Source organism: Sulfitobacter sp. HNIBRBA3233 (genome assembly GCF_040149665.1).
In the GTDB taxonomy this organism is placed as follows: domain Bacteria; phylum Pseudomonadota; class Alphaproteobacteria; order Rhodobacterales; family Rhodobacteraceae; genus Sulfitobacter; species Sulfitobacter marinivivus.
In genome coordinates, this window is the sequence record NZ_JBEFLP010000007.1 from 1 (window position 1) to 25,456 (window position 25,456).

General features: G+C 63.2%; 20 protein-coding genes. 9 read left to right on the forward strand and 11 right to left on the reverse strand.

Annotated elements, in window-relative coordinates:
* Window positions 1–3,122 (reverse strand): heparin lyase I family protein (locus tag ABMC89_RS18035; RefSeq protein ID WP_349570460.1); only part of this gene is annotated, 3,122 nt, incomplete at its 3' end.
* Between the two features lie 310 nt (window positions 3,123–3,432).
* Between ABMC89_RS18035 and ABMC89_RS18040 the strand changes: the two genes are divergently transcribed.
* Both ABMC89_RS18040 and ABMC89_RS18045 read left to right on the forward strand, forming a co-directional pair.
* Window positions 3,433–5,337 (forward strand): CAP domain-containing protein, encoded by a 1,905-nt coding sequence (locus ABMC89_RS18040; RefSeq protein WP_349570462.1) that lies wholly within the window; start codon window positions 3,433–3,435, stop codon window positions 5,335–5,337.
* A 129-nt stretch (window positions 5,338–5,466) separates the two neighbouring features.
* Window positions 5,467–6,888, forward strand: a complete 1,422-nt coding sequence (locus ABMC89_RS18045) for a mannose-1-phosphate guanylyltransferase/mannose-6-phosphate isomerase (protein WP_349570464.1) — start codon at window positions 5,467–5,469, stop codon at window positions 6,886–6,888.
* Between the two features lie 32 nt (window positions 6,889–6,920).
* Here ABMC89_RS18045 and ABMC89_RS18050 read toward each other — a convergent pair whose 3' ends face one another.
* The 4 genes from ABMC89_RS18050 to ABMC89_RS18065 form a co-directional block, all read right to left on the reverse strand.
* Entirely contained in the window at window positions 6,921–8,072 is a 1,152-nt protein-coding gene (locus ABMC89_RS18050; RefSeq protein WP_349570466.1) for a glycosyltransferase, read from the reverse strand.
* Window positions 8,059–8,988: a glycosyltransferase gene (locus tag ABMC89_RS18055; RefSeq protein ID WP_349570468.1), complete on the reverse strand. Its 930-nt coding sequence runs from the start codon at window positions 8,986–8,988 to the stop codon at window positions 8,059–8,061. The genes ABMC89_RS18050 and ABMC89_RS18055 overlap by 14 nt, the downstream gene beginning before the upstream one ends.
* A 17-nt stretch (window positions 8,989–9,005) precedes the next feature.
* Complete coding sequence (locus ABMC89_RS18060; RefSeq protein WP_349570470.1) at window positions 9,006–10,490, reverse strand: phosphomannomutase/phosphoglucomutase; 1,485 nt, start codon at window positions 10,488–10,490, stop codon at window positions 9,006–9,008.
* Window positions 10,491–10,572: 82 nt separating this feature from the next.
* Window positions 10,573–11,739, reverse strand: coding sequence for a nucleotide sugar dehydrogenase (locus tag ABMC89_RS18065; RefSeq protein WP_349570472.1), 1,167 nt, complete (start codon window positions 11,737–11,739; stop codon window positions 10,573–10,575).
* Between the two features lie 165 nt (window positions 11,740–11,904).
* On the opposite strand from ABMC89_RS18065, the gene rfbC reads away from it, so the two are divergent.
* From rfbC to rfbA, 4 genes are read left to right on the forward strand one after another with little or no spacing between them, the layout of a single operon-like run.
* The gene (gene rfbC / locus ABMC89_RS18070) at window positions 11,905–12,474 is read left to right on the forward strand and encodes a dTDP-4-dehydrorhamnose 3,5-epimerase (protein ID WP_349570474.1); all 570 of its coding nucleotides are present in this window, start codon (window positions 11,905–11,907) and stop codon (window positions 12,472–12,474) included.
* Entirely contained in the window at window positions 12,471–13,508 is a 1,038-nt protein-coding gene (gene rfbB / locus ABMC89_RS18075; protein WP_349570476.1) for a dTDP-glucose 4,6-dehydratase, read from the forward strand. The genes rfbC and rfbB overlap by 4 nt, the downstream gene beginning before the upstream one ends.
* Window positions 13,505–14,368 carry a dTDP-4-dehydrorhamnose reductase gene (gene rfbD, locus ABMC89_RS18080; protein ID WP_349570478.1) on the forward strand — a complete coding sequence of 288 codons (864 nt, stop codon included), beginning with the start codon at window positions 13,505–13,507 and terminating at the stop codon, window positions 14,366–14,368. Before rfbB ends, rfbD begins: the two co-directional genes overlap by 4 nt.
* On the forward strand, window positions 14,365–15,255 hold the full coding sequence (gene rfbA, locus ABMC89_RS18085) for a glucose-1-phosphate thymidylyltransferase RfbA (RefSeq protein WP_349570480.1): 891 nt from the start codon (window positions 14,365–14,367) through the stop codon (window positions 15,253–15,255). Before rfbD ends, rfbA begins: the two co-directional genes overlap by 4 nt.
* A gap of 113 nt (window positions 15,256–15,368) precedes the next feature.
* Here rfbA and ABMC89_RS18090 read toward each other — a convergent pair whose 3' ends face one another.
* The gene (locus tag ABMC89_RS18090) at window positions 15,369–16,538 is read right to left on the reverse strand and encodes a glycosyltransferase (RefSeq protein ID WP_349570482.1); all 1,170 of its coding nucleotides are present in this window, start codon (window positions 16,536–16,538) and stop codon (window positions 15,369–15,371) included.
* Window positions 16,539–16,717: 179 nt separating this feature from the next.
* Here ABMC89_RS18090 and ABMC89_RS18095 point away from each other — a divergent pair, with 179 nt between their 5' ends.
* Window positions 16,718–17,899 carry a hypothetical protein gene (locus ABMC89_RS18095; RefSeq protein ID WP_349570484.1) on the forward strand — a complete coding sequence of 394 codons (1,182 nt, stop codon included), beginning with the start codon at window positions 16,718–16,720 and terminating at the stop codon, window positions 17,897–17,899.
* A gap of 12 nt (window positions 17,900–17,911) precedes the next feature.
* Window positions 17,912–18,736: a hypothetical protein gene (locus ABMC89_RS18100; RefSeq protein ID WP_349570486.1), complete on the forward strand. Its 825-nt coding sequence runs from the start codon at window positions 17,912–17,914 to the stop codon at window positions 18,734–18,736.
* A gap of 450 nt (window positions 18,737–19,186) precedes the next feature.
* On the opposite strand, the gene ABMC89_RS18105 is transcribed toward ABMC89_RS18100, so the two are convergent.
* From ABMC89_RS18105 to ABMC89_RS18125, 5 genes are all read right to left on the reverse strand, one after another.
* Window positions 19,187–19,624: an HIT family protein gene (locus ABMC89_RS18105; protein WP_349570488.1), complete on the reverse strand. Its 438-nt coding sequence runs from the start codon at window positions 19,622–19,624 to the stop codon at window positions 19,187–19,189.
* Window positions 19,625–19,660: 36 nt separating this feature from the next.
* Complete coding sequence (locus ABMC89_RS18110) at window positions 19,661–20,098, reverse strand: FAD synthase family protein (protein ID WP_349570490.1); 438 nt, start codon at window positions 20,096–20,098, stop codon at window positions 19,661–19,663.
* Between the two features lie 36 nt (window positions 20,099–20,134).
* Window positions 20,135–21,112, reverse strand: coding sequence for a stealth family protein (locus tag ABMC89_RS18115; protein ID WP_349570492.1), 978 nt, complete (start codon window positions 21,110–21,112; stop codon window positions 20,135–20,137).
* A 151-nt stretch (window positions 21,113–21,263) separates the two neighbouring features.
* Window positions 21,264–22,334, reverse strand: coding sequence for a ParB N-terminal domain-containing protein (locus ABMC89_RS18120; RefSeq protein ID WP_349570494.1), 1,071 nt, complete (start codon window positions 22,332–22,334; stop codon window positions 21,264–21,266).
* A 21-nt stretch (window positions 22,335–22,355) separates the two neighbouring features.
* Window positions 22,356–23,753 (reverse strand): AAA family ATPase, encoded by a 1,398-nt coding sequence (locus ABMC89_RS18125; RefSeq protein WP_349570496.1) that lies wholly within the window; start codon window positions 23,751–23,753, stop codon window positions 22,356–22,358.
* Window positions 23,754–24,244: 491 nt separating this feature from the next.
* Between ABMC89_RS18125 and ABMC89_RS18130 the strand changes: the two genes are divergently transcribed.
* Window positions 24,245–25,270 carry a replication initiator protein A gene (locus ABMC89_RS18130; RefSeq protein ID WP_349570498.1) on the forward strand — a complete coding sequence of 342 codons (1,026 nt, stop codon included), beginning with the start codon at window positions 24,245–24,247 and terminating at the stop codon, window positions 25,268–25,270.
* Window positions 25,271–25,456: the final 186 nt, after the last annotated feature.

Genomic DNA, 25,456 nt, shown 5'->3' on the forward strand with positions numbered 1-25,456 from the left:
TAGGTCACCGGCGTCCGGCCCGGCGTATCCGCCAGCGTCGCAAAGCTCACCATGTCGTTGCCAGATCCCCCGTCGATCGTATCAGACCCGCCTCCAGGCGTGATCCAGTCGCTCCCGCCCCCCGCGTTGATCGTTTCCGACAGGTCCGTCCCGTTCACGTTCTCCGCCGATTCCGTACCGGTGACCGGCGGGATGTCCCCGTCGTCGATCCGCGCCGCCAGCTGGGCGTAGGTCAGAATATCGTCGTCGAACTCGATCTCCTCGATGTCGTTGGCGATGAAATCCGTGCCCTGCGCGCTGATCACCAACAGACCGCCGGTGGCGCTGCGCACGATGGTATCGGCCAGATTGACGGTTTCGATCACGGCGACATCCTCGCCCGCGCCACCACGGATCGTATCCGAACCGCCGCCGCCCGCGATATAGTCGTTACCGCCGCCCGCCTGGATCAGATCGCCGAGGCTGGAGCCGATCAGAACGTCGTCCCCGCCCGTCCCGGCAATGCCCCGGTCGACCAGCGTCTGGCCGTTGCGGGCCGCGAGATTGGCAAAGCTCAGCGTGGTGTCGGAGAACTGGATGTTCTCGATCGTGTTGGTGAAGAACTGGGTGCCGGTACCGAGGGTCAGCAGGATCGACGTGGCCCCCGCGCCCACGCCCACGTCACCGCTGGCCGCGTGGATGATCAGCGTATCGATGCCTTCCCCGCCCTGCAGCGTATCGTTGCCCGACCCGCCGTAGATCGTATCGTTGCCGCCGCTTGCGTTGATGCTGTTGTTGCCCGCGTTGCCGACGATCAGGTTGGCGCCGCCGTTGCCGCCAAAGACCTGCGCACGGGTGCTCGACAGGGTTTCGGGTGCCAGCAGTTCGATCGACAGGGTCGAGGACAGCGTATAGTCGAGATCGGTCAGCAGGATATCGCGCCCCTCGCCCGCCGTCTCGATGATCCGGTCGCCGATGTTGTCGACATGGTAGGTGTCGTTGCCGCCGTAGCCGACCATCAGGTCGGCGCCGCCCTTGCCGTCAAGCTCGTTGTCGCCGGCGTTGCCGCGCAGCTGGTTGTCGATCGAGGAGCCGGTGAAATCCATGTCGTTGGTCGTGGCCTCGTCCAGCGCCCGGACCACCTCGACCTCCGAATCCGCCGTCAGCCTGATATCGACCGAGGCACGGATGGTATCCTGACCGCCACCGGCCAGTTCGATCACCTGCACGCCGGCGGCCGAGATGCGGTAGGTATCGTTGCCCGATCCCCCCTCCGCACGGTCGGCGCCGCTGGTGACGTAGAGCGTGTCGTCGCCCGCCCCGCCGCGCAGGGTGTCGATCCCGCCCTCGCCGCGCAGCATGTCCGCGCCGTCGCCCCCTTCCAGCAGGTCATCGCCGCTGCCGCCGCGCAACTCGTCGTCGCCGCTGCCACCGCGCAGGATGTCGTCGCCGTTCTCGCCGCGCAGGGTATCGTTGCCGGCACCGCCGTCGAGCGTGTCCTCGCCATCGCCGCCGCGCAGCGAGTCGTTGCCGCCGTCGCCGCTGACGCTGTCGTTGCCGCCGTAGGCAAAGGCCGTGTCATCGCCACCGCGCAGGACCAGACGGTTCGCCCCATCGGTGCCGCGCACCTCGTTGGCGCCATTGTCACCCGCGATATCGAGCCGCCCGGCGATCGACCGGCTGCTTGCGTTGATCACCTCGATCGCGTTGTTGGCGCCACCGTCGTAGCTGACGCTGGTGCGGACCGTATCGGTGCCGTTGCCCGCTGTCTCGAACACCACGTCGCCGGCTTCGGTCACGACGTAATCGTCGTTGCCCGCGCCCCCGTTCATCGTATCGTCGCCGTCACCGCCTTCGAGCGTGTCGTTGCCGTCACCCCCGTTCAGCACATCACTGCCCGCTTCGCCGAAGAGCGCATCGTTGGAGGCCCCGCCGTGCAGCGTATCGTTGCCGTCCGCGCCGAACAGCCGGTCCGCACCGTTGTCGCCAAAGACCTGATCGTGTCCCCCATCCGCAAGAATGGTGTCGTCACCGTCGAGCCCGCGCAGCGTGTTGGCATCGGCGTTGCCCTGCATGACGTTTGCCTTGGCGTTGCCGGTACCGTTGATGTTGGCATTGTCGCGGGAGTCGAGGATCAGGTTCTCGATGTCGCGGCCCAGCGTATAGCTGATGAAGCTGCGGACCTGGTCGGTGCCGCCCTGGTCGACACCGCCGCTGCGTTCGTTGACGACATCGCCGGCCTCGTTGACGAGATAGACGTCGTCGCCCGAGCCGCCGTTCATCGTGTCGTTGCCGAACCCGCCATCAAGCGTGTCGTTGCCGGCGTTGCCGTTGAGCGTCTCGTCCTCCCAGAAGCCCTGCTGGTTGGCGAGGATCTCGTCGTCGCCCGCCGTGCCGTTGAACGCCGGGGGCGCCCCGTCGGCGAGCACGTCGATGTTGCGGAACTGCGCCGCTGTCGTCTCGGGAATGGGGCCGCTGGTCTTGCCGCGATAGACACCCATCTGCAGGTAGGGGCCGATGTCGTCGTTATAGCCGATCGGGCCGGTATAATCGACGATCGTCACCCCGTCGCGCTGCACCTCGAGCCGTCCCGATGTGCCGGTGTGATCGAAGACCACGACGATGCGCATGTTGATCCAGGTGTCGCGCGCGATCGGATCGGTATCGAGATAGAGCGTATCCTCGTCCTCGTAGCCCGGCGCGGTCAGCCGGATCAGCGAGGTTTCGGTGGTGTTCTTGTTGGGATCGGTGCGGCCCACGATCTCGAGCCGGTCACCGCGCATCTGCACCGTCAGCGGGGGCGGGCCGGAGACATCCGTCGGCACGCCCGAGGCATTGCGGTCCTCGGTCTGGTGCAGCTGCGCCAGCACGAGAAAGTCGGCGGTGTTGGAGGGTCCGTCCTCGACGAAGACATCGAACTCGATGGTGAACTCGCGCCCGTTCTGCATGCTGCGGAACGACGATATCTCGCTGCGGTTCTTGCCCTGCGCCTCGTCGCCGCTGTCGGTATCGGTTCCCGAAACCCCTTCGAAGAAATCATCCTGACGTACTTCGAAACGCATCCTCCCGTCGGAAAACCGTTCGTAGCTGTAGTCCTTGCCCGCGTTCTTGAGAAAGGAATTTTCGTCAGTGAAAAATGCCATCGTATGAATCTCGCCTTTTGTTTTGAATATGCGTCCGGAGGTGAATTGGCTTCGGCCGAAGCCTAGAGTCTTATCTCTGCAAATCAGACGCCTAATGTTAAGTTGTGATTAAATTCTGTCGAAAAGTTGACGGCTGAATCATTTTTCACACAACTCGGCCGCCAGCCCGGGGTTTGGCGGTTTTACGCCGCCCCATCCGCCCCCGCTGCGCGGATCACAGCCACCACAACCTTGCCCTCTGCAGGCTATAGAATTGCCATGGTATGAGCGGACACCTTGTATTTCGCCGATCGATCCCAGGAGCGCGCGCATGTACAAACCGACCGCCTTTGAGCAGGAAATGCTGGAACTCATCAACCGCGCGCGGAGCGATCCGCAAGGTGAGTACGAAGCCCTGATCGGCACCGGCCCGGACGATACGGGTGTAACCCCCGAGATTGCCAACGCGGTGCGCTATTTCGGCGTCGATCTCGACGTCTTCCGCGCCCAGCTTGCGGATCTCGACGCGGTGGCGCCACTGGCGTGGGACGACGCGCTCAAGCGCGCGGCGCAGGGGCATTCCGAACAGATGATCGCGCAGGACACGCAATCGCACCGCCTGCCGGGCGAGGCGAGCCTTGGCGGCAGGCTCGACGCGGCCGGTTACGATGGCTGGCGGATCGTGTACGAAAACGTCTTTGCCTATACCGACGATCCGGTGCAGGGCCACGCGGGGTTCTACATCGACTGGGGCGCGGGCCCGCACGGCATTCAGGATCCCGCGGGCCACCGTATCGCGATCCTTCAGGAAAAGGTCAGCGATGTCGGGATTGCGGCCATCGCTGAAAACGATCCGGGCACCTCGGTCGGCCCCTGGGTCGTGACGCAGAATTTCGCCGCGCGTTTCAGTGAAATCCCGCAGCTGGTCGGCGTGGTGCTGGCGGATGCCGATGGCGACCGGTTCTACGACGCGGGCGAGGGATTGGGCGGGGTGCGCATCACCGCCACCAACGCGGCGGGCGAAAGCTTTGTCACCACCAGCTGGGACAGCGGCGGATACCAGATGGAACTGGCCCGCGGCGCCTATGACGTCACCTTCTCGGGCGGCGCGCTCGACGGGACGATCAGCGGGCGTGTGGTTGTCGAGACCGCGAACGTGAAACTCGATGGGTTTGCCGCCGATGCCCGCACGGCCGATCCGGTACCCGAACCCGATCCGACCCCCGATCCCGAACCTGCCGTCGATCCCGTCCCGGTCACCGAACGGATCGAGGGCACCGACGGCAACGACTGGCTGACCCCCGGCGCGGGCAACGATACGGTTCTGGGCGGCGCGGGCGAGGATATGGTCAGCTTCTTCGATCTGGCGCAGGCGGTCAGCGTCAATCTGGAAACCGGCATGGCCCTTTCGGGGGCGGACACCAAGACCCTCGACGGGATCGAGAACGTCACCGGATCGATCCACGGTGATCTGATACAGGGCGATGCGGGCGACAACCTGCTGCGGGGTCTGGGCAATTACGACTGGTTCGTCGGCTCGGACGGGCACGACATCTACGAGGGCGGATCGGGCCGCGACATGATCTCCTACGTGCTGTCGGACAGCGGTGTCACCGTCGATCTGGGTGCGGGCCGGGGTCTGGCCGGACAGGCGGCCGGCGACAGCTATCAAAGCATCGAGCGGGTCACCGGATCGATCTACAACGATCTGACCTACGGCTCGGACGGGGCCGATGATTTCCGCGGTCTTGGCGGCTACGACTGGTTCGTCGGCTCGGGCGGCGGCAAGGACCGCTACGACGGCGGATCCGGCTACGACACGGTGGCCTATTCACTCTCGGGTGCAGGTGTCACGGCCTCGCTGCTCAGCGGGCGCGGCAGCGCCGGCGATGCGGCGCGCGATCTCTATACCTCGATCGAACGCCTGACGGGATCGAGCTTTGACGACATCCTCATCGGCGACCACGGGCGCAACGAGTTGCGCGGGCTCTACGGCGAGGACGCGCTTTACGGCAACGGCGGGGTCGACCGGCTGACCGGCGGGGGATCGGACGACTACCTCGACGGGGGCGGCGGGTTCGACTATGCCCTCTTCGATCACGCGCGCGATGCCTATACGGTCAGCACCTTCGGTGCCACGACGACCGTCAGCTACAACGGCGCCGGCGGCGAAGGCACCGATACGCTGGTCAACATCGAGGCGCTGATCTTCGCGGACGATATCTTCTTTCTCTGAGCCACAGGGCGGGATTTATTTTCCCCAGATCTGGCGGCACCGCCGCGCTTGCGGTAGATCGGTGCCGGGCGCGGAGCAGGGTTTTCGCGATCCCGCCTCTGCGGTACAGATCGAAAAGGTTTTCAGACAGTGATTTATCCCACTCTTCTTTGCGGCGGATCCGGCACGCGGCTCTGGCCTCTGTCGCGCAAGTCATACCCCAAGCAATTTGCCAAGGTCATGGGCGACGAGAGCCTGTTCCAGGCCTCCGCGCGCCGGATGGCGGGGCCTGATTTCGAAGCCCCACTGATCGTCACCGGCGATGCTTACCGGTTCATCGTGACCGAGCAGCTTGCACAGGTCGAACAGGCCCCCGCAGGCATCCTGATTGAACCCGAGGGTCGCAATACCGCGCCCGCGGTGCTGGCCGCAGCGCTCTGGGCGGCGCAGCGCGACCCGCAGGCGCTGATGCTGGTGGCCCCTTCGGATCACGTGATCCCCGACAGCGACGGGTTTGCCCGCACGGTAACCGCGGCGGTGCCGCGCGCGCAGGCCGGTGATCTGGTCACTTTCGGGATCACCCCGACCCGCCCCGAAACCGGCTATGGCTATCTTGAACTTGCCCCGGGCGCGCAGGCGGATGCACAAAGCCCGCAACCGCTGACCCGTTTTGTCGAGAAACCCGATGCCGGGCGCGCCGAGACCATGCTGGCGGCGGGGAATTTCCTGTGGAACGCGGGCATCTTCCTGTTCACCGCCCGCGCGATGATCGACGCCTTCGAAACCCACGCCCCCGATACGCTCTCCGGCGTGCGCGCGGCCCTTGAGGATGCGCAATCCGATCTGGGGTTCACCCGCCTCGCCCCCGAACCATGGGCCCGATGCGCGGAGATCTCCATCGACTACGCGATCATGGAAAAAGCCTCCAATCTCGCGGTGATGCCCTACCACGGGGCCTGGTCCGATCTGGGCGGCTGGGACGCGGTGTGGATGGAAAGCAACCCCGACGCGGCAGGCAACGTCACCTCGCGCGGGGCCACGGCCATCGACTGCACCGACACGCTGCTGCGGTCGGAGGACGAGGGGCTGCAACTGGTGGGCATCGGTCTGGAAGACATGATCGCCATCGCCATGAAAGACGCGGTTCTGGTGGCCCCGAAATCGCAGGCCCAACGGGTCAAGGAAGCGGTGGCCGCGCTGAAGGAAAAAGGCGAAAGCCAAGCGGTGCAGCTGCCGCGCGACTACCGCCCCTGGGGCTGGTACGAAAGCCTCGTGATCGGGGGTCGGTTCCAGGTCAAGCGCATCGTCGTCACCCCGGGCGCAAGCCTGAGCCTGCAAAGCCACCACCACCGCTCCGAGCACTGGATCGTCGTCGAGGGCACGGCCCGCGTGACCGTGGACGAAGAGGTCAAGCTGATCAGCGAGAACCAGTCCGTCTACATCCCGCTCGGCGCGGTGCACCGGATGGAAAACCCCGGCAAGGTGCCGATGGTGCTGATCGAGGTCCAGACCGGCAGCTACCTCGGCGAGGACGACATCATCCGCTACGAGGACATCTACGCGCGCGGCTGAGTGCTGCGGGTGTCCTAGCTGTCCCGACCGCCCTACCCGCCCAGCCACGCGCGCACCAGCGCGCGGGCCTGACGTTCGAACACCTTGTTGCTCCAGTCCGCGGCCCAGGCCGCGCGGATCTGCGCGGCGTAGGTCTCGCGCCCGGCGATATAACGGTCCAGAAGATCGCTGACCGCCGCCGCGTCGCGCGGCAGGCTGGCGCGGGTCATCTCCAGCCGCAGCACCAGCGGGTGATGGTCGGTGAAATCGGCGGCGGATTCGAACTCGGTCAGGATCAGCGGCAACCCCGCCTCGAAAGCCTCCAGCGCCCCGATGGGCACCCCCTCGTAGCGCGAGGTCAGCATATAGCCGTCCGCCTCCACGAGCAGGTGGCGCACATCCGCCACGGGGCCGCGAAAGGTGATCCGCGCCGCGGCCTGCGGTCCGGCCAGACGGCCCAGACGGCGCTGCACATCCGCGCGGTCGGTGCCCGCCCCTGCCAGCACCAGATGGCAATCCTCAGGCAGCAGCGCGAACAGCCGCACCGCCAGCGCATAGTTCTTCTGGTAGCCGCTGCGCCCCGTCATCACGAGCGTCCGGCCCGGGCGCTGTCCCTTGCGCGGGGGTAATTCCCCCAGATCAGAGCCGTTTCTGAGAATGTGGACACGGTGACGGCTGAGCCGGCGCGCACCCATGGCGCTGCGCATCCGGTCGGCCTGACCGGGGCTGAGAAACACCAGATCAAGCCGTGGACAGGCGCTGAGCAGCAGCTTTTCGATCCCGCGCGACAGCCGCCGCAGGCCGGGGCGGTGGCCACGACCGAAGGGCAGCCCATGGTAGGTCATCACCACATGCGCCCCCGGCGCCGGGCGCCACAGCCGCAACGCCAGCGCGGTACGCCCCAGCAGGGTGGCCATGCGCGCGTGCAGCCAGACAACGCGCCAGTCGCGCCCGCGCAGCACCCGCACAAGCCCGCGCAACCCGCGCAGCATCCGCAAGGGATTGAGACCGCTGCGCAGCCCCGGCACGGCGATGTGATGCGCGCCCGCCTCTTCCAGACGCGCAAATCCGCCCTCGTCGGGTTCACTGGCCACGTGGACCTGCCCCATATCGGACAGCACCTGCGCCAGCAGGCTGATATGGCGCGGCACCCCCGACAGGTTGGCCACACCACCCACCAGCAGGATACGCTCAGACCCGGCCAAGGACCGCCCCTCCCCAGAAGGTCAGCGACGACAGCCCCCCCTGACGGTAAAGCCCCAGCCGCCAAAAGGCGGAAATCCTGCGTATCAGAGACTGTTTTCGCGCACGGGCGAACCGCTCGAGCGTGGCGCGCGTCTGCGGGGTCAACAGATCGTCCACGGCGCGCAGCGCGGCGATATTGCTGTCGATCCGCGCCGCGTAGGCGCCTTTCAGAACCGCCCGCTTGCGCCCGATCTGCGCGGCGATACCCTGCCCGGCCCCGATCGCGTTGTCGCCATGCTGGCGATAGAAAAGCGCCGGTTCAGAGTCGAATATCACGCGACCTCCGGCGCCCAGCACCAGCAAATAGAGCCACCAGTCGTGGGCAAAGACCGCCCCCGTGCGCGCGGACGCGCGCCGCGCAAGTGCGGCGGCAGCGGGATTCAGGGCGATGGTGTTGCCCTGTGCGATATTCTCGATCAACGCATTCTCGAACCGGGGCGGGCGCGGGCGCGCGGGGCCCTGCCGCGTGACATCCCTGTCGGGCCACCAATACAGCACCTGCGCACAGTAGAGCGTCGGCACCTCCGGCGCCGCCGCCGCCAGCGCCGCCTGCGCGCGCGACAGCTTGTCCGGCAGCCAGCGGTCGTCCTGATCGGCCAGCGCGACGGTTTCCGCCGCCTCCGGCAGATCCCGGATCATCTGCATGAAATTCGCTGAAAACCCTTGTTCAGGGCCTGATACGACCGTCACAGCCTGGGGCACCGAGGCCCCGAACGCCTCGATCACCGCGCGGGTGCTGCCGTTGTCGCTGCTGTCGTCGCTACAGGTCAGCGACCAGTCCGCATGGGTCTGGGCCGCGATGCTGCGCAACTGGTCGGGCAGATGCGGCGCGCCGTTATAGGCCCCCATCAGGATATGCACATGGGTGCCCGACACCGGAAGGGACGGCGCGCTCAGAAGCTCTGATCGTAGTCGCCCACACCCGGCTCGGTGCGGATCACGTCGTCGATCCCCTTGAAGATCGCGCGCAGCTCCGCCTCGCTTTCGGCGCTTTCGCAAACCACGACAAGGTTGGGGGTGTTCGACGAGGCCCGCACCAGCCCCCACGATCCGTTGTCGAGGATCACCCGCGCGCCGTTCACCGTCACGACCTCCTTGACCGGCCGGCCGGCCAGTTCCGTCAGGTCCGCCAGCTTGGCCACGATGCGGTCGAGAATATCGTATTTCTCGGTATCCGCGGCATAGGGCGACAGGGTCGGCATCGCGTAGGTCAGCGGCAGCGCGCGGCGCAGGTCCGACATCGACATATCCGGATTGCGGTCCATCAGCTTGCAGATCTCGACCGCCACGCGCATCCCGCAGTCGTATCCGCGCCCGATGGGTTCGGCCAGAAAGTAGTGGCCGGATTTCTCGAACCCCGCCAGAGCGCCGAGCTCGTGCACGCGCCGCTTCATGTGGCTGTGGCCGGTTTTCCAGTAATCCGCCTTGGCGCCGTGCTTCTGCAACTCGGGGTCCGAGGCGAAAAGCCCCGTGGATTTCACATCCGCCACGAAGGTCGACCCGGGGTAAAGCCGCGCCAGATCGCGCGCCATGATCACCCCCACCTTGTCGGCAAAGATTTCCTCGCCCTCGTCATCGACCACGCCGCAGCGGTCGCCGTCGCCGTCAAAGCCCAGTGCAAAATCGGCCCCCGACGCTTTCACGCTGGCGCTCATGTCGTGGAGCATCTCCATCGCTTCGGGGTTGGGGTTGTAATGCGGGAAGCTGTAGTCGAGCGTATTGTGGCTTTCCACCACCTCGACCCCCAGACGCTCGAACAGTTCGGGCGCAAAGGCCGAGGCCGTGCCGTTGCCCGTGGCGCAGACGACCTTGAGCTTGCGCGTCATCCGGAAGTCGCCCACCAGATCGTCAAGATAGGCCTCGCGCACCCCTTCGACGAATTCGTAGGCGCCGCCGGGGCGGCGCTCGCCGCGGCCCTCCAGCACGATGGACTTGAGCTCGGACATCTCGTCGGGGCCGTGGGTCAGCGGGCGCTGGAATCCCATCTTCACACCGGTCCAGCCGTTGGGGTTGTGGCTGGCGGTCACCATCGCGACGGCAGGCGCATCCAGATGGAACTGCGCGAAATAGGCCATGGGCGACAGCGCCGGACCGATATCCTTGACGGTGATCCCCGCCTGCATCAGCCCCAGCATCAGCGCGTTCTTGATCGACAGCGAATAGTCGCGGTAATCGTTGCCGACCGCGATCACCGGCTCGATCCCGCGCTGGTGCATCTGCGTGCCCAGCCCCAGCCCCAGCGCGGTCACGCCGGGCAGGTTAATCTCTTCGGGGTACTGCCAGCGGGCGTCGTATTCGCGAAACCCCGTCGGCGCGATCATCGCGTCCCGCAGGAATTCCCAGGTGTTGGGTGTCACGGTGGAAAGCGGAGCGTTCATGCGGATATCCAGTACAAAAGAAGAGGTCGGTTAAGGTGAATTGATAGTGACGCTGCCCGGTCGGAACAACAAGGGGGGGCGCTCAGTCGCCGCCAAAGAGGTCGCGGGTGAACACGCGCCCGGTACAGTCGGCGATATCCCCGGTGACGCGGTTGGCGACGATCACCTCCGAGCGGGCCTTGAAATCCGCAAGGTCGCGGACGACTTCGGAGCCGAAGAAGGTCTCCTCCTTCAGCACCGGTTCATACACCAGCACCTCGACCCCCTTGGCCTTGAGCCGTTTCATGATGCCCTGGATCGACGACTGGCGGAAATTGTCGCTGCCCGCCTTCATCACCAGTCGGTAGACCCCCACGACCTTCGGCTTGTGCTTGAGGATCTGTTCGGACAGGAAATCCTTGCGGGTGCTGTTGGCATCCACGATCGCACGGATCAGGTTCTGCGGAACATCCTCGTAATTGGCCAGAAGCTGGCGGGTGTCCTTGGGCAGGCAATACCCGCCGTAGCCGAAGGACGGATTGTTGTAGTGGTCACCGATCCGCGGATCGAGCCCGATGCCCTGGATGATCTGGCGGCTGTCCATACCTCCGGCCATGGCATAGCTGTCGAGCTCGTTGAAAAAGGCCACGCGCATCGCGAGGTAGGTATTGGCGAAGAGCTTGATCGCCTCGGCCTCGTCGGGGTCGGTGAACAACACCTCGACATCCTTTTTCACCGCCCCTTCCAGCAGCAGGTCGGCAAAGACCCGCGCCCGGTCCGACCGTTCACCGACGATGATCCGGCTGGGGTGCAGGTTGTCGTAAAGCGCGCGGCCCTCGCGCAGGAACTCTGGGCTGAAGAACACCTGATCGTTACCCAACTCGCGCCGGATACGGCTGACAAAGCCCACCGGCACGGTGGATTTGACCACGATCGCGGCAGTCGTGTTGACCTCCAGCACCGAGCGGATCACCGCCTCGACCGACGAGGTGTCGAAGTAGTTGGTTTCGGGGTCATAGTTGGTCGGCGTCGCCACGATCACGAAATCCGCATCACGGTAGGCAGCGGCCCCGTCGGTGGTGGCGGTCAGCGACAGCGGCTTGTCGCGCAGAAAGGTCTCGAGCTCGGCATCCACGATCGGGCTGCGGCGGGCGTTGAGCATCTCGACACGGTCCTGCGAGATATCAACCGCCGTGACATCATGCGCCCCGGCCAGCAGCACCGCGTTCGACAGCCCCACATAGCCGATCCCGGCAACCGCAATCTTCATGTCTCAAATCCAGTTGTCTTTTGATAATCCGCGATTGTCTTAGATGAGAACCGGGGCGGTCACAACGCATCGCCCTGCGGTTCGGCCACAACAGCCGCGCTCTTGAGGGTTATCTTGCCAGAAAAGCGTGCTAAACGACCTTCAAGGAACGGCTGGAGCGCTGATATGCAGATCGAGAAAACCTCGCTGGACGGTGTCGTCATCCTTACCCCGCAGCGTCACGGGGACAACCGGGGGTTCTTCAGCGAAAGCTGGAACGCCCGGCGGATGGCGCAAGCGGGGCTCGCCTATGACTTCGTACAGGACAATCATTCGCTCTCGGCAAAGGCCGGAACGGTGCGCGGACTGCACTACCAGTCGCCGCCCCACGCGCAGGCCAAGCTGGTGCGCTGCGGGCGCGGCGCGCTCTACGACGTGGCAGTGGATTTCCGCGCAGGCTCGCCCAGTTTCGGGCACTGGGTAGGTGTCGAGCTCAGCGCCGAGAACGGCCGCCAGCTGATGATCCCCGCAGGGTTCCTGCACGGGTTCGTCACCCGCCTGCCGGATACCGAGATCATCTATAAGTGCACCGACTACTATGCCCCCGAGTGTGACGGCGCCGTGGCCTGGGACGACCCCGACATTGGTATCGACTGGGGCTTGGGCGATACCGCTCCGCAGCTGTCGGCCAAGGATGCCGCGGCCCCTGCCCTTGCCGAGGCACCGCGCCCCTTCCGCTGGGAGGGTGCCCCATGAAGATCCTCGTCACCGGCGGCGCGGGCTTCATCGGCTCGGCGGTGGTGCGCCACGCCATTGCCGAGGGCCACGAAATCGTTAACCTCGATGCGCTGACCTATGCTGCCTGTCTGGCCAACCTCGACAGTGTCGCCGACGATCCCGGTTACAGTTTCGTCGAGGCGGATATCCGCGACCGGCCCGCGTTAGACACTGTTTTTGCCGATCACGCCCCCGATGCGGTAATGCATCTGGCCGCCGAAAGCCACGTCGACCGGTCCATCGACGGACCCGGCGCCTTTATAGAGACGAATGTCACCGGCACCTACAACATGCTCGAAGCCGCCCGCGCCTACTGGATGGCGCGCGGCAAGCCCGCGGATTTCCGCTTTCACCACATCTCGACCGACGAGGTCTTCGGCACGCTGGGCGAGACGGGGTTCTTCACCGAAGACACCCCCTATGCGCCGAACTCGCCCTATTCCGCGTCCAAAGCGGCGTCGGACCATCTGGTGCGCGCCTGGCATGAAACCTACGGCCTGCCGGTGGTGCTGAGCAATTGCTCGAACAACTACGGCCCGTTCCATTTTCCCGAGAAACTGGTGCCCGTGGTGATCCTGAACGCCCTCGCGGGCAAGCCGATCCCGATCTACGGAACAGGCTCTAACATACGCGATTGGCTCTATGTCGAAGACCACGCCACCGCGCTTCTGACCGTGTTGCGTTCGGGCCGGACCGGACGCAGCTACAACATCGGCGGCAACAACGAGCTGACCAATCTCGATCTGGTGCACCTGCTGTGCGGCATCCTCGACCGCGTCAGGCCCAAGTCCGAAAGCTACGCAGAACAGATTACCTTTGTCGCCGACCGGCCGGGGCACGACATGCGCTATGCCATCGACGCCAGCCGGATCCGCGACGAACTGGGCTGGACGCCTTCGGTGACCGTCGAGGAAGGGCTGGAACGTACGGTACGCTGGTTCCTCGACAACGAGGATTGGTGGCGCGCACTGCAGGACCGCGACGGCGTCGGCAAACGGCTGGGCACCGCATGAGCGTGCTGGTCTTCGGCAAGACCGGACAGGTCGCCCGCGAGCTGCACAGGCTGGTCGCGGGTCTGCCAACCTCCGATCAGGCCCTGTTTCTGGGCCGCGAGGATGCGGATCTGGGCGATCCCGAGGCCTGCGCCGCGGCCATCGCGCGCGCTGCGCCGCGGGCGGTCATCAACGCCGCCGCCTATACCGCCGTGGACCGCGCCGAAGAAGAAGAGCCGCTGGCGACCACGATCAACGGGGACGCGCCCGGCGCCATGGCGCGGGCCTGTGCCGCGCGCGACATCCCCTTCGTCCATATCTCGACCGATTATGTCTTTGACGGCAGCGGCACGGCGCCGTGGCGTCCGGACGATGCCACCGCCCCCCTCGGGGCCTACGGGCGCAGCAAGCTCGAAGGCGAGCGGCAGGTCGCGGCGGCAGGCGGGCGGCACGCGATCCTGCGTACGTCCTGGGTGTTCTCGGCCCATGGTGCGAATTTCGTCAAAACCATGCTGCGACTGGCACAAACGCGCGACAGCCTGAACGTCGTCGCCGACCAGATCGGCGGCCCGACCCCTGCGGCGGGTATCGCCGAGGCCGTGTGGCGCATGGCCGGCGGGCTGGAGACCGGCACCGGCGGCGGTATCTACCATTACGCAGGCGCGCCCGCCGTCAGCTGGGCAGATTTCGCCCGGGCGATTTTCGCCGGCGCAGGGCAGGATGTGACGGTCCACGACATTCCGAGCACCGATTATCCGACCCCTGCGGCAAGGCCTAGCAATTCACGCATGGATTGCTCTTTGTTAGAGACTGATTTTGGCATCCCACCCGCCGACTGGCGGGCCCATCTGGCGGATGTCCTCAAGGAGATTTCCACATGACCCAACGCAAGGGCATCATTCTGGCCGGCGGCTCCGGCACGCGGCTCTATCCCGTGACCATCGGCGTCTCCAAGCAGCTTTTGCCGATCTACGACAAGCCGATGATCTATTATCCGCTGTCGGTCCTGATGCTGGCGGGCATCCGCGAGATCGCGATGATCACCACACCGCAGGACGCAGAGCAGTTCAAGCGCACGCTCGGCTGTGGCGGCCAGTGGGGGCTCAAGATCACCTATATCCAGCAGCCCTCCCCTGACGGGCTGGCGCAGGCCTATCTGCTGGCCGAGGATTTTCTCGACGGCGCGCCCTCGGCGATGGTGCTGGGCGATAACATCTTTTTCGGCCACGGCCTGCCGGAGGAACTGGCCGCCGCCGATGCGCGCACCACCGGCGGCACGGTCTTTGGCTACCGGGTGGCCGATCCCGAACGCTACGGCGTGGTGGATTTCGCCGCCGATGGAACCGTCCGCGCCATCGTGGAAAAGCCCGCGCAGCCGCCCTCGTCCTACGCGGTGACGGGGCTCTATTTCCTCGACGGCACCGCCCCCGCGCGCGCCGCACGGGTCGAACCCTCGGCGCGCGGCGAGTTGGAAATCACCTCTCTGCTGGAAATGTATCTCGCCGACGGGGAGCTCAGCGTGCAGCAGATGGGCCGCGGCTACGCCTGGCTCGACACCGGCACCCACGCGAGCCTGCTGGACGCGGGCAACTTCGTGCGGACCCTGTCCGAACGGCAGGGCATGCAGGTGGGCAGCCTGGACGAGATCGCCTTCAGACGCGGCTGGATCAGCGCCGAAAAGCTGCGTGAAACCGCTGCCCCGCTGGCCAAGAACAGCTACGGGCAGTATCTGCTGCGGCTGGCTGACGCGGATCGCACCCACGGATAGGATAGCCCAAACCGCCATCTGAGACATAGCATACCGCTCAAACTCATCGCGATAATTGCTTGCCCTGTTGCTTCAAAGTGATGGCTAGAACTATCTATAAATCAGGGTGTACCTCAAACGTCTTTTTCGGCCTTATCCCCACTTCCTGTTTCAAGCGTGCCCAGGAAACTCAGCAACGGGGCGATGGCGCGTTGGGGCGAGAACTCCCCCCCCATAAAGATAGGTGCCGCCCGTGCGACCGCACGGCGGTCATGCTCTCTTTCTGCAAAATGTGTCACGGCACGGGCAAAATCCACACGGGACGTGGCCACTGCAAGCCCGGCACCTCGGGCACCCGCGAGACCTGCGGCTCCTTCGACCGTAGTCACACAAGGCAAGCCAGCCGCGAGCGCGTCCACACATTTAATTTTCAGCCCCCCACCGACGAACACAGGATTAACGGAGATATCCGCTGCATCAAAATGCGCGTCGAGATCGTCCTGTCTACCGTGCAGTACTATGCGTGAGCTAGCGCGATCCACGAAAGCGTTGCAGACGTCACCGACAACGTGGAGAACCATGCGTTCTTCCAAAAGCGGCATGACCTGATCAATAAACCAGCGCAGTCCCGTCACGTTTGGCGCAGAGTTGGCTCCGACGAAGAGCATCCGACTGCCGTCGCCAAAGCGATTACGTGATCGGGCCGCAACAGCGTGAGGAACGTAAAGAACATCCTCAAGTTCCAGCTTGTTCTGGCAAAAGTCGACGTCTTCACTACTAATAGCCATAACAGCGTCAAAACCTGCAAGTAGCTCTCGCTCTGTAGGCACGTCCAGCTCGATCGAGGCGCGCAAGCCAGCCATGCGCATATTAATAGTGCGTGAAGACATCACATCATGCATGTCGAGGATTGTAGCGGTTTCGGGCGGACACACGTCAGCTATGTAACCGACTGTCAAGTACTCAAAGATTACCGCATCAGCCGGATGCGCTTCAAGATAGAGATTAAACGCTTCGGCGAAGTCAGGCACCCAGCGTTTCGCATAGTAAGGCAGTTTAGATAGCTTCCGCGCGAAGCTCGGACGATGGCCCGAATAACTCTTATAGCTGATTATCTCGACCTCAGATAAACCGGCTATTTCGGAGATCTTCTCCCGTTCGACCACCGTCAGTGTCCTCAGGAGGAAAACTACTACCTCATGCGCCTGCGACAGACTGCGCAAGAGCTGCGCAATTCGGGCATGGCTTCCGTAGGAGCCCTCCCAGAAAGTGACATCCGTCAACATTACGATTTTGCGGCGCATTAGACTTCACTTCTCTTGTCAAAGAACAACGTGATTTCCCACATTGGGCATTCCGTACACGGGCTAAACTAGTTGCGGCAATGACGTCAATCATGGCTTTGGGAAGCGCTGCCCGACAGCCCCCTCCATCTCGCCCTAGCATGTTTGTTACCCCTTCCCGTTGCACCCTCCTTTAGAACATGGAAGATAAAGATACTTCTCGGCAACAAAGTACCGGATTTCAGAAAGAGCGTACCATGCCTGTAAACAGGATCGTTTTTACCGGTGACGTATTGCGGCCCAACGTGGCGGGGACCCGGCCAACCCAACATCACAATATTCGTTGGTTGCGCAACCTGCTTGGTACCCAGCTTGAGATGGCAACCAACCTACCTGTGGAAAGCATCAGCTGGAATTGCGGCGGTGTTCAGGACGGCCGACTAGGCGATGATGACATATCTTTAATTTATCGGGCCTTTGGGCTACGTGTGGATATCCGAAACTGGGCGCGAATTCACGATATTGACCGGCTACCTCAGCAAGTCGATGAGCTGTTCCGTCGGCTGTTTCAGAACGCGCTGGTCGTGGGGTTCGAAATGCCTCCATACCTGCGTCGCATGTTTAGCCGCTTCGGCATTCTCTACATCAACGTAATGTTGCACCCAGTGCGCTTCCTCGACGATTTGCTACTTACCTTCTCTGCTTCTGAACCGTCTTTGCAAGAGCGGCTCTTTGCTCACCGCATCCAAGAGCCCTTTATCCGCACCATAGCCGGCCTTCAGCGCGCGGCAGCAGCGCGTAGCGATAATACGCAAATTGAGCCAGATAGTGCATTATTTCTAATGCAAACTTGGTACGATCAGTCCCAAATACAGGACGGTATTTTTGTCGATTCGATGAATTTTTTGAACGACATTGCCGCCTATGCAAAGCAGTACCGTGAGTTCTTGGTCAAGGAACATCCACTCGAGCCAAACCCGGCGACGTTATTCATGGCGGCTACTATTCCAAACATGCGTTTAGTGAAAGGCAACACCTATACCTTCATGTCGCGACCAGAAATTATTTCGGTAGGCACGCTGTCTTCGTCGGTAGGCTACGAAGCGCAGTATTTCGACAAAAAAGCACAGTTTTTTCTGCGACCACCAATGCAGCTAAGGCGCGGGCCCGACGATCCGGAAGATGCTCAGATCGGCATCCAAGACATGTTTCTTACTGCTGATTTTTGGCGCGAAGTACTCACGCCCATTCTGCCGGTGACCAACTCAGACGGCGTCACCGTACCGTTCAAGCCTAACCGGCTGAGAAGCTCGATACGGAGCTTCTGGAATTTCAATGAGATTGACACCGATATTGCGGTGCGAGCTGCGAAAGCAGGTTAATGGAGGATGACAATGACCGAGAACACAAATCCGGGCCTAAATCGCGACATCTCGGATACTGCCGCCAGCCATGAGCTGCTCGATGCAGTAGAAGCGCACGTAGACCTCTCAAAAGCTGGCTCAGAGAGCGAGGTTCTAATGGCCCATCTGGCAGCACGATATGAGGAGGCAATGACCCCCCTCCTAGGCGACGCCCCGAGCGATCCGGAACGGCTCGAGGGAGTGGTCCGGATGCTGGTTCGCCAGCTCGCACGCACACAGGCAGACGTCTACGTACTCAAGTCCGCAATGATCGGCCGGGACCATTTGTTAATGACCGATGATTGGGCATACAAAGATCCCCTGCGCGCTCATTTTCAGGGGATTGGTCGCGACCTGACGAAACTCAAGCCTTTCCCACTTGGACGCTACGAATTAAGTCTTGAAGACTCGATGTTGGGTTACGGCTGGCACAAACTAGAAACGAAGCCTGGTGCGATGCCATGGCGCTGGTCAGGGCCTGAGCGCAAATCTGGTCTCTTGTTGCCAAACCTGATGGGCGGCCCATGCCGCATACGCTTCGACCTGCAGATGCTGGTACCCGAGGCATTCCCCGCAGAGGGTTTTCTGCGTGTTGAGGATGCGCCTGTACCCTATGAGGTGACTTGGCACGAAAAAGACAAGCTTTCCGTCGTCTTTGAGATCGCGCCGCCTCAGGACGCCGTCAACGTCCTAGTCGAGATGCAAGTAACACACACAATTTCGCCCGCTAAGCTGCTAGGGCGTTTCGACAAGCGCAAGCTGGGTTTCTGCATGAAACGGATCGTCTACGAGACAGCAGATACCACTTCAGAGTAAGCCAGCCCCCTACAGGTAGGTCAGTGCAGTGTTGAAAATTCGCCAAGCAAAATATGGGCTATGAAACACAAATTCTCGTATGAACGGACCATTGGGAATGACCTGAGACCCGTTTCTTCCTCCATTTTTAGGAAGAGTCCGCTCCAATACGCGCCGCGTAGCCTCAGAAATCAAGCCGCGGCCTCTCCATCAATTCGGAGGAGAGTCGGGTCTCAAGTCACGCGCTGACGCTTAAACAGTCAGAGACCTTACTGGCCGCAGAACCTCGCTCGGTGATCTACGCGACCGCGTCCCACTTGAAAGCGTCACTGTAATTGTTTTTGCTAATCATGGCTTCCTTGCTTCAAAATTAGCTAAGAAAGCATCCACGATACAGGGGCTATTCAGTATCATAAGCTGGAAAAACCAGCTAGCTCCCCTCAGTCTCGAGGCCGGCCCTGACCAACCAAATCAGCGAACAGCGCGCAGATCCTTGCGGATCGCTTGCAGGATACCGTCCGGAGCGGGGTCTGCAGTTATCACCGGCGGACCGGGCCAGTCCGCGTCCACCCATGTCCGGCCATAGCGGTCGATCTCGCGGTCGTAGCGCGGCAGGATGTGGAAATGCACGATTGGATCCTGCATCATCAGGCACAGAATATTGATGCGCACAGCGCCGAACACTTCGCGCGACAGACGTTCTGCCAGACCAAACCCCGCCGCCATGCCCGAAGCCTCGGGACCGGTCAGCGCGGCAAGGTCGCGCGCGCCTGACCGCACGCTCAGCACTGTGGCGCCCAGCGTCGTCTGCCCCGGCCTGAGCGACAGCGCCCAACCGCCGGTATCGGCCAGCAGCAGCGTTTCGACGCGAAACTTTTCGTCAAAGCGGGTCAGATCATCCGTGGACATGCAATGCTCCTTGTCTGCGGGCACCGCGGGGTTTTCTTACCCCTGTGCCTGCTGGGTTGGCAGGATCTCTTCCAGCACTGCGCGCAGGCGAGAGCTGGAAGTATGTTTGGTATAGGGAAAATAGACGATCTCGACTCCGTGGGGCTGAAACCACTCTTCCAGAGCGACCCAGTTGGGGTGCCCTTTCCAATCGTCGCCCACGAACATCTTGTGAAAACCGTATTTCTCCCATGCGCCGTATTTATTCATGTCCTCCTGCACCACGACCTCATCGACGCAGCGCAACGCGCCGACGATTTCCATACGCTCGTCCTGCGGGATCACGGGGGCGACTTTCTTGCGCGACAGGCACAATGCGTCCGACGTCACGCCGACGATCAGATGGTCACATTCCGCACGCGCACGGCGTAGAAGGTTCAGATGGCCGACGTGAAACAGGTCGTATACGCCGGTCGTGTAGCCAATGGTCTTCACAGGGTCTCCAAGATCACAAGGCACGCCGCATGGCGTTCAGGACTGCTCCCAAGGGGCGGGGTTCGGGAGAACCTGATCCAAAAGCGTTTCAAAATCAATCATATCTTGGGGATCGGGCTCGTTGCCAAGATGGTCGTTCACATTCAGGAACACCGCCTTCTCGTCCTTGGCTTTCTGCATGGTCTTGCGCCAGTCCTGTTTTGCGTCGCCCACCAGCGCCTGACGCGCCACGCCCCACGTCGCATACGAGAACGCGGGGCCCTGGTGGTGGTTCTCCTCGTCGAGCGGCGCCTCCAGAAGTTTGGCCACGTAGTGGGGGTAGAAAAACAGCATGCTCAGATCACGGTCGGTGCGGAATTTCGCGTCGCGCGTGATCGCCAGATCCTTGGCAAAGTTCTTCTCGATCCGCTCGCAGATTTCGGTCTTGCGCATTTGCGGGACGTGTAGCGGGGCATGGGCCGCCACGATGCCACGGGTGCCCAGAACAAACCGGTTGAAGCCCAGCGTGCGGCGGTAGTTGCCTTTGACATCCCCGGCAAGGTTCATGTCCGGCGCTCCATGGCCAAAATAGTACTTCCCCTGCCCTTCCACTCCCATCAGCATCTTGGGTTCGACAGGATTGATGGCCAGAAAATCGTCACTGAAGCGGATGAACTTGTCGCTCAGCCCCGGAATATGATGCAGGCATGAATCGATGGCAAAAGAGTTGAATGTCGGCAGCACCGACAGATCGGGAAAGATGTCGCTGTGGATCACGAGGTTCAGCCGCGGATTGTCGAAGTCGATGCCGTCAGGAACCTGCCCGGAGGTGACGATATGGATGCGGTTGATCCATGGCATGTTGTCGTGAATGCCCCGCAGACAATAGTTCAACTCACCGTTGTTGCGGTGACGGGCGCGGACTTCATGCTTGCGGGCGGCCTTGGCCACGATACCGGAATAGTTCGCATGCTGGCGAACGAAAATCGGGTCTTCGCCATCCACCCACATGATGACAGCATCAATCTTTTCCATCACACCCTCCTGTAAAAGTGCTGTTTTGCGGGCAATTTCCGTGAATGTCTACGGCCAATGCCCCAGAAATGCGCGGGCGGCCCACAGGGTCGCAGCCTGCCCTTTCTGGCGAAAGTTTCGCACGCGAAACTTTTGACCAAGAGGTCAAATTTTACAAGTTCTCGGCACACCAGGCTCGTAGCAGCGCGCGTTTTTGCGCGGTCAGACCTGCACCACCGATTGTCACGCTGCCATCCGCATTCTCGGTCAGCTGAACCTCCGGGGCCGGGGAGGGAACGGCAGCACTGGCTGTCCCATCCGCGGCAGTTGGTGGGGCAGGGGGCACCGATCCCTTGGCGGGGCTGCGGCGCGGGGCAGGGGGGGTGCCTGCGTCGCGCGGCGCTTCTTCCGCCTGTGCGGCGGCGAGGGCCCTGTCGATCACAGCGCGTTCGTCTTCGGGCGTGGGCTGTGGCGCCTCCGACAATGTCTGTGTCATCCGCATTGCAAAGCCGGGCTCATCCTCCAGCAGCCGCGCCAGTGCGAGCCCCGTCCGCTCGGGCAGATGTGTGGGGAACCGCAGCACCGGATCGAGTGCGCGCACGATATGGGTAAAGCTGCCGATCTTCGATCTCTTGGCGCGGCTCGCGTTGGCAAACAGAGACTGTAGTGCGGTTTTGTCACTGTCATAGACCCCCTGCTCGACCGCGCGCAGCACGATGCGGGCGCGCTCGTAATAGCTCAGTCCGACGCGGATCTCGTTTTCCTCGACCATGGCGAGATAGGCGTCCGCCGCATCCTGCGGCTGGCGCAGCAGCGCCAGAACCTGTGCCGGACGGCCCTCGGTGCGCGCCAGATGCAACAGCGCCTGACAGCGCCGCCACCCCGAGATCAGCCCGTAGCGGTCGGGGCCGAGGGCCACCACTTCGATCGGGGTCTGCTGTCCGCGCGCCCGCAGGCTGGCAGCCAGCGCGTCCAGCTCCTCGGGGTCGAGCGCCACGCGGTCGCGCACCAGATGGTTGAACTCGATCTGCTCCAGCGGCAGTTCCAGCACCATGCGCCCGTCCTCGCGCGCGCGGCGCAGGGTGTCGGAAAGCTCCTCGAGTGCTGCCGCGCTGGCCGCATCCTGCACGATCCCCGAGATCGGCGCCGTGGCCCCGCCGGTCAGCGCCGGTCCGATCAGCCGTGTCAGTGGCGCGTCCTCGTCCGAAAAGGCCACGGGGCCCAGCCGTTTGCGTTTCGCCATGTCAGTCTCTCCCTGCCGTCGTCATTCCGCCGCATCGGCGTTTTGCGCCGCTGCCGCATCGCGTGCCCATGCTCCGATCAGCAGCGTCTTGAAGGCCGCGTAGGTCGCATCGAATGTTTCGCGCCCGCGCGCGTAGGTTTCGCGGTTGAAATCGCGGTAGTCGGCCTCGTAGATGCCGCGCACCTGTTCACCGGCCTGACCGATCAGCGCGGTATATCCCTGACGGTGCGGCGACAGGGTCGGCCCCAGATAGGCCTGCATCAGCGCCGCCAGTTCGGCCTGTTGCGCGCCGTCGTAGCGGGTGATGACCGCGCGCACGGCATCCCATTCGAACGACAGCCCCGCCCGCCCCAGCGCACGGGCGGCGATGTTTTCACCGTCCTCGATGGATTTGAAGGTCGTGTGCAGCATGTCGAAGAACCGCCCCGTGCTGTCGAATTCCAGAAACGATGCCCCCAGCGGCACCAGCAGGATATCACTGGCGGCCAGACCGTTGATCGTCAGATATCCCAGCGCGGGCGGCGTATCGATGAAGACGATGTCATAGCGGTCCAGCACGCCGTCCTCGGCCAATGTGTCGGTCAGCGCATCCCACAGTTTCCAGCCACGCGCCTGCATGCGCCAGACCGGCACCTGGAACTCCGCCCAGTAGAGATCGAGCTGGGCACCGATGAGATCGATGTTGGGCCAGTGGGTGTTCTGGATCAGCGCGTCGCTGCGCATGTCCAACGCTTCGCTGAGCGTATCATCGAGCGGGATCGGCGCATCGCCACGGTCCAGCCGCCGCTGGTTGTCGGTGCGCAGGTGCTGCGCGTAGTGACGCGCGATCAGCGGAAAGACGGTTTGCCATTCGTCCGCCACGCGGCCCCCGAAGATCGAGGTCATGGAGCCCTGGCTGTCGAGGTCGATCACCAGAACCTTGTACCCATCGAGGGCCGCCGACATCGCCAGATGCGCTGCAGTCGAGGTCTTGCCGACCCCGCCCTTGAAGTTTGCCACCGCGACCATTTTCGCGGGCAGACCTTCGGGGCGATAGGGCATGTAATCCTTCGCCTTCGATCCCGTCTGGCTGAAATGCGCACGCAGGCGCAGCACCTCGTCGAGGGTGAACCACTTGGCCCCGCCCTCGGTCTCGGACACGCCCTGCGGCAGGTCGGGGTTCTGTTTCAGCACGCGGCGGAAGTGTCCTTGCGCCACGGGGATCAGATAGCGGGTGATTTCCCAGGTGGAGAATTTGCGCAGCCGCCGGCCACCGCCGTCTTCGAGGCCGCGCCCGACCAGATCGCCGCGTCCGCGCGCGCAGGCCTCGGCCACCGCGCGAAAGCCGTCGGTGCCGACAGGGTCGCCCAGCGTGCTGCGCGCCTCAAGCGGATCTATGTTGAAATAGGGCGGGGCCCCGGGGGTGGTTTCTGTGGGCATGCTCGGCCTCTGTGTGTTGTGTTTTCTCTAAGGTACCACAAAAGGCCGCACATGGAAGCAATGATGCGACCTGTCGTGTTTTTCTTATATTTTTCTGGGCAATCAGCGGCTGCAACTGTGGCCGAGGGTGGCTTTGAGGGCAGGGGGTAGCCCCGAAGCCGAAAGAAGTGTTGTTAATTTATGGTTATTTATTCGTTACATATGACCCGCTGTCACGCAAATAGTTGAACTGACTGTGCAAAAGGCGATTCCGAAACAGGAAGGCGACTCTGAACCCCCGATAGCGCGACTCTGATCCCACGTCTTGGCGACTCCGATCCCACGTTGGAGGCATTGGCGGTTATGGACGCAGCCTGTGGATAACTCTAGGGTGTCACTGAAACCCCGATAAGGGTGGGATTCGCCAAAGGTGTCTTCCCGGGTCACGGACCAACTCCGGACCATCGAGCAGCGGGCAGGGCAGTCTGCCGACAGTGAGGTAAGGACAGGCCATGCGTGCGCCGACCAATGCGGCCGTGCCCTCGGGGGCGGGGCTCTTGCCCGACAGGCATCCGACGGCGGATTTCTTCGTCTGCGACATCTTCGGGGCCAGTCCCAAGGATGATCTGGGCACCATGGAGCATCCGATCTTTTCGCTGTCCACGCGTCCCGACCGGCGGATCCTGCGCTATACCCACAACGATGCGCAGGTCGAGGTGACGCCCAGCGTGAAGGGCCGTGCCACGATCCACGACAAGGACATCCTGATCTACTGCGTGAGCCAGCTGATGGCCGCGATCAATGCCGGTCGGCCGGTCAGCCGGGTGCTGCATCTCAAGGCACATGATCTGCTGGTGGCCACCAACCGCGACACTTCGGGGGATGCCTACGCGCGGCTGCGCGAGGCCTTCGAGCGGCTGGCCGGCACGCGTATCACCACCAACATCGCCACCGGCGGGGTCGAGACCACCAGCGGGTTCGGCCTGATCGAGACCTGGCAGATCGTGCGCCGGTCGCGGGCGGGGCGGATGATCAGCGTGACAGTGACGCTCAGCGAATGGCTGTTCCGTGCGGTGCTGGGCAAATCGGTGCTGACGCTCAGCCGCGACTATTTCCGTCTGCGCAAGCCGCTCGAGCGGCGGGTCTACGAACTGGCGCGCAAGCATTGCGGCCGCCAGCCCGAATGGCCGGTGTCGGTCGCGGTGCTGCACAAGAAGGCGGGATCGACAGCCCCCCTGCGGGTATTTCGCGCGGCGCTGCGGCGGATGATCGCCGACGACAATCTGCCGGACTACACGATGGAGGAGCGCCCCGGCGATCTGGTGGTGTTCACCCGTGCGGGCACGGTGCTGGCGGGGAGCACCCCGGTGCTGCACCCCGATACCCTGCAAGGGGCGCGCGATCTGGTGCCGGGGGCGGATATCTACGCGCTTCAGGCCGAGTGGCACCAGTGGTGGACGGATACCGGCGCGCCGAAACTGTCGGACCCCGACAAGGCTTTCCTTGGATGGGTGCGCAAGCGCCGCCGCGACGCCTAGCGCGGGCGGGTTGCTGCGACCGCAATTTCTGTGCAAAACGACTTTTATCGGCGGGGCAGGGCCCTTGCCGTGATTTTAGCGCGGCTGTCTTCGGGCGGTGCGCACCGATGATTTGAAGAATGTGGCCCGGTGGCCGCCGGTTCACGGGGGATATCTCCGCGCGATCCCGGTGCCGGCTCTGCCGCC

Excerpts from the sequence above, each read along its gene's own strand:
- ABMC89_RS18040 (WP_349570462.1), top strand. The coding sequence starts at position 3,433 with ATGTACAAACCGACCGCCTTTGAGCAGGAAATGCTGGAACTCATCAAC.
- ABMC89_RS18060 (WP_349570470.1), bottom strand. The coding sequence starts at position 10,490 with ATGAACGCTCCGCTTTCCACCGTGACACCCAACACCTGGGAATTCCTG.
- ABMC89_RS18065 (WP_349570472.1), bottom strand. The coding sequence starts at position 11,739 with ATGAAGATTGCGGTTGCCGGGATCGGCTATGTGGGGCTGTCGAACGCG.
- rfbC (WP_349570474.1), top strand. The coding sequence starts at position 11,905 with ATGCAGATCGAGAAAACCTCGCTGGACGGTGTCGTCATCCTTACCCCG.
- rfbB (WP_349570476.1), top strand. The coding sequence starts at position 12,471 with ATGAAGATCCTCGTCACCGGCGGCGCGGGCTTCATCGGCTCGGCGGTG.
- rfbD (WP_349570478.1), top strand. The coding sequence starts at position 13,505 with ATGAGCGTGCTGGTCTTCGGCAAGACCGGACAGGTCGCCCGCGAGCTG.
- rfbA (WP_349570480.1), top strand. The coding sequence starts at position 14,365 with ATGACCCAACGCAAGGGCATCATTCTGGCCGGCGGCTCCGGCACGCGG.
- ABMC89_RS18090 (WP_349570482.1), bottom strand. The coding sequence starts at position 16,538 with ATGCGCCGCAAAATCGTAATGTTGACGGATGTCACTTTCTGGGAGGGC.
- ABMC89_RS18095 (WP_349570484.1), top strand. The coding sequence starts at position 16,718 with ATGGAAGATAAAGATACTTCTCGGCAACAAAGTACCGGATTTCAGAAA.
- ABMC89_RS18100 (WP_349570486.1), top strand. The coding sequence starts at position 17,912 with ATGACCGAGAACACAAATCCGGGCCTAAATCGCGACATCTCGGATACT.
- ABMC89_RS18105 (WP_349570488.1), bottom strand. The coding sequence starts at position 19,624 with ATGTCCACGGATGATCTGACCCGCTTTGACGAAAAGTTTCGCGTCGAA.
- ABMC89_RS18115 (WP_349570492.1), bottom strand. The coding sequence starts at position 21,112 with ATGGAAAAGATTGATGCTGTCATCATGTGGGTGGATGGCGAAGACCCG.
- ABMC89_RS18120 (WP_349570494.1), bottom strand. The coding sequence starts at position 22,334 with ATGGCGAAACGCAAACGGCTGGGCCCCGTGGCCTTTTCGGACGAGGAC.
- ABMC89_RS18125 (WP_349570496.1), bottom strand. The coding sequence starts at position 23,753 with ATGCCCACAGAAACCACCCCCGGGGCCCCGCCCTATTTCAACATAGAT.
- ABMC89_RS18130 (WP_349570498.1), top strand. The coding sequence starts at position 24,245 with ATGCGTGCGCCGACCAATGCGGCCGTGCCCTCGGGGGCGGGGCTCTTG.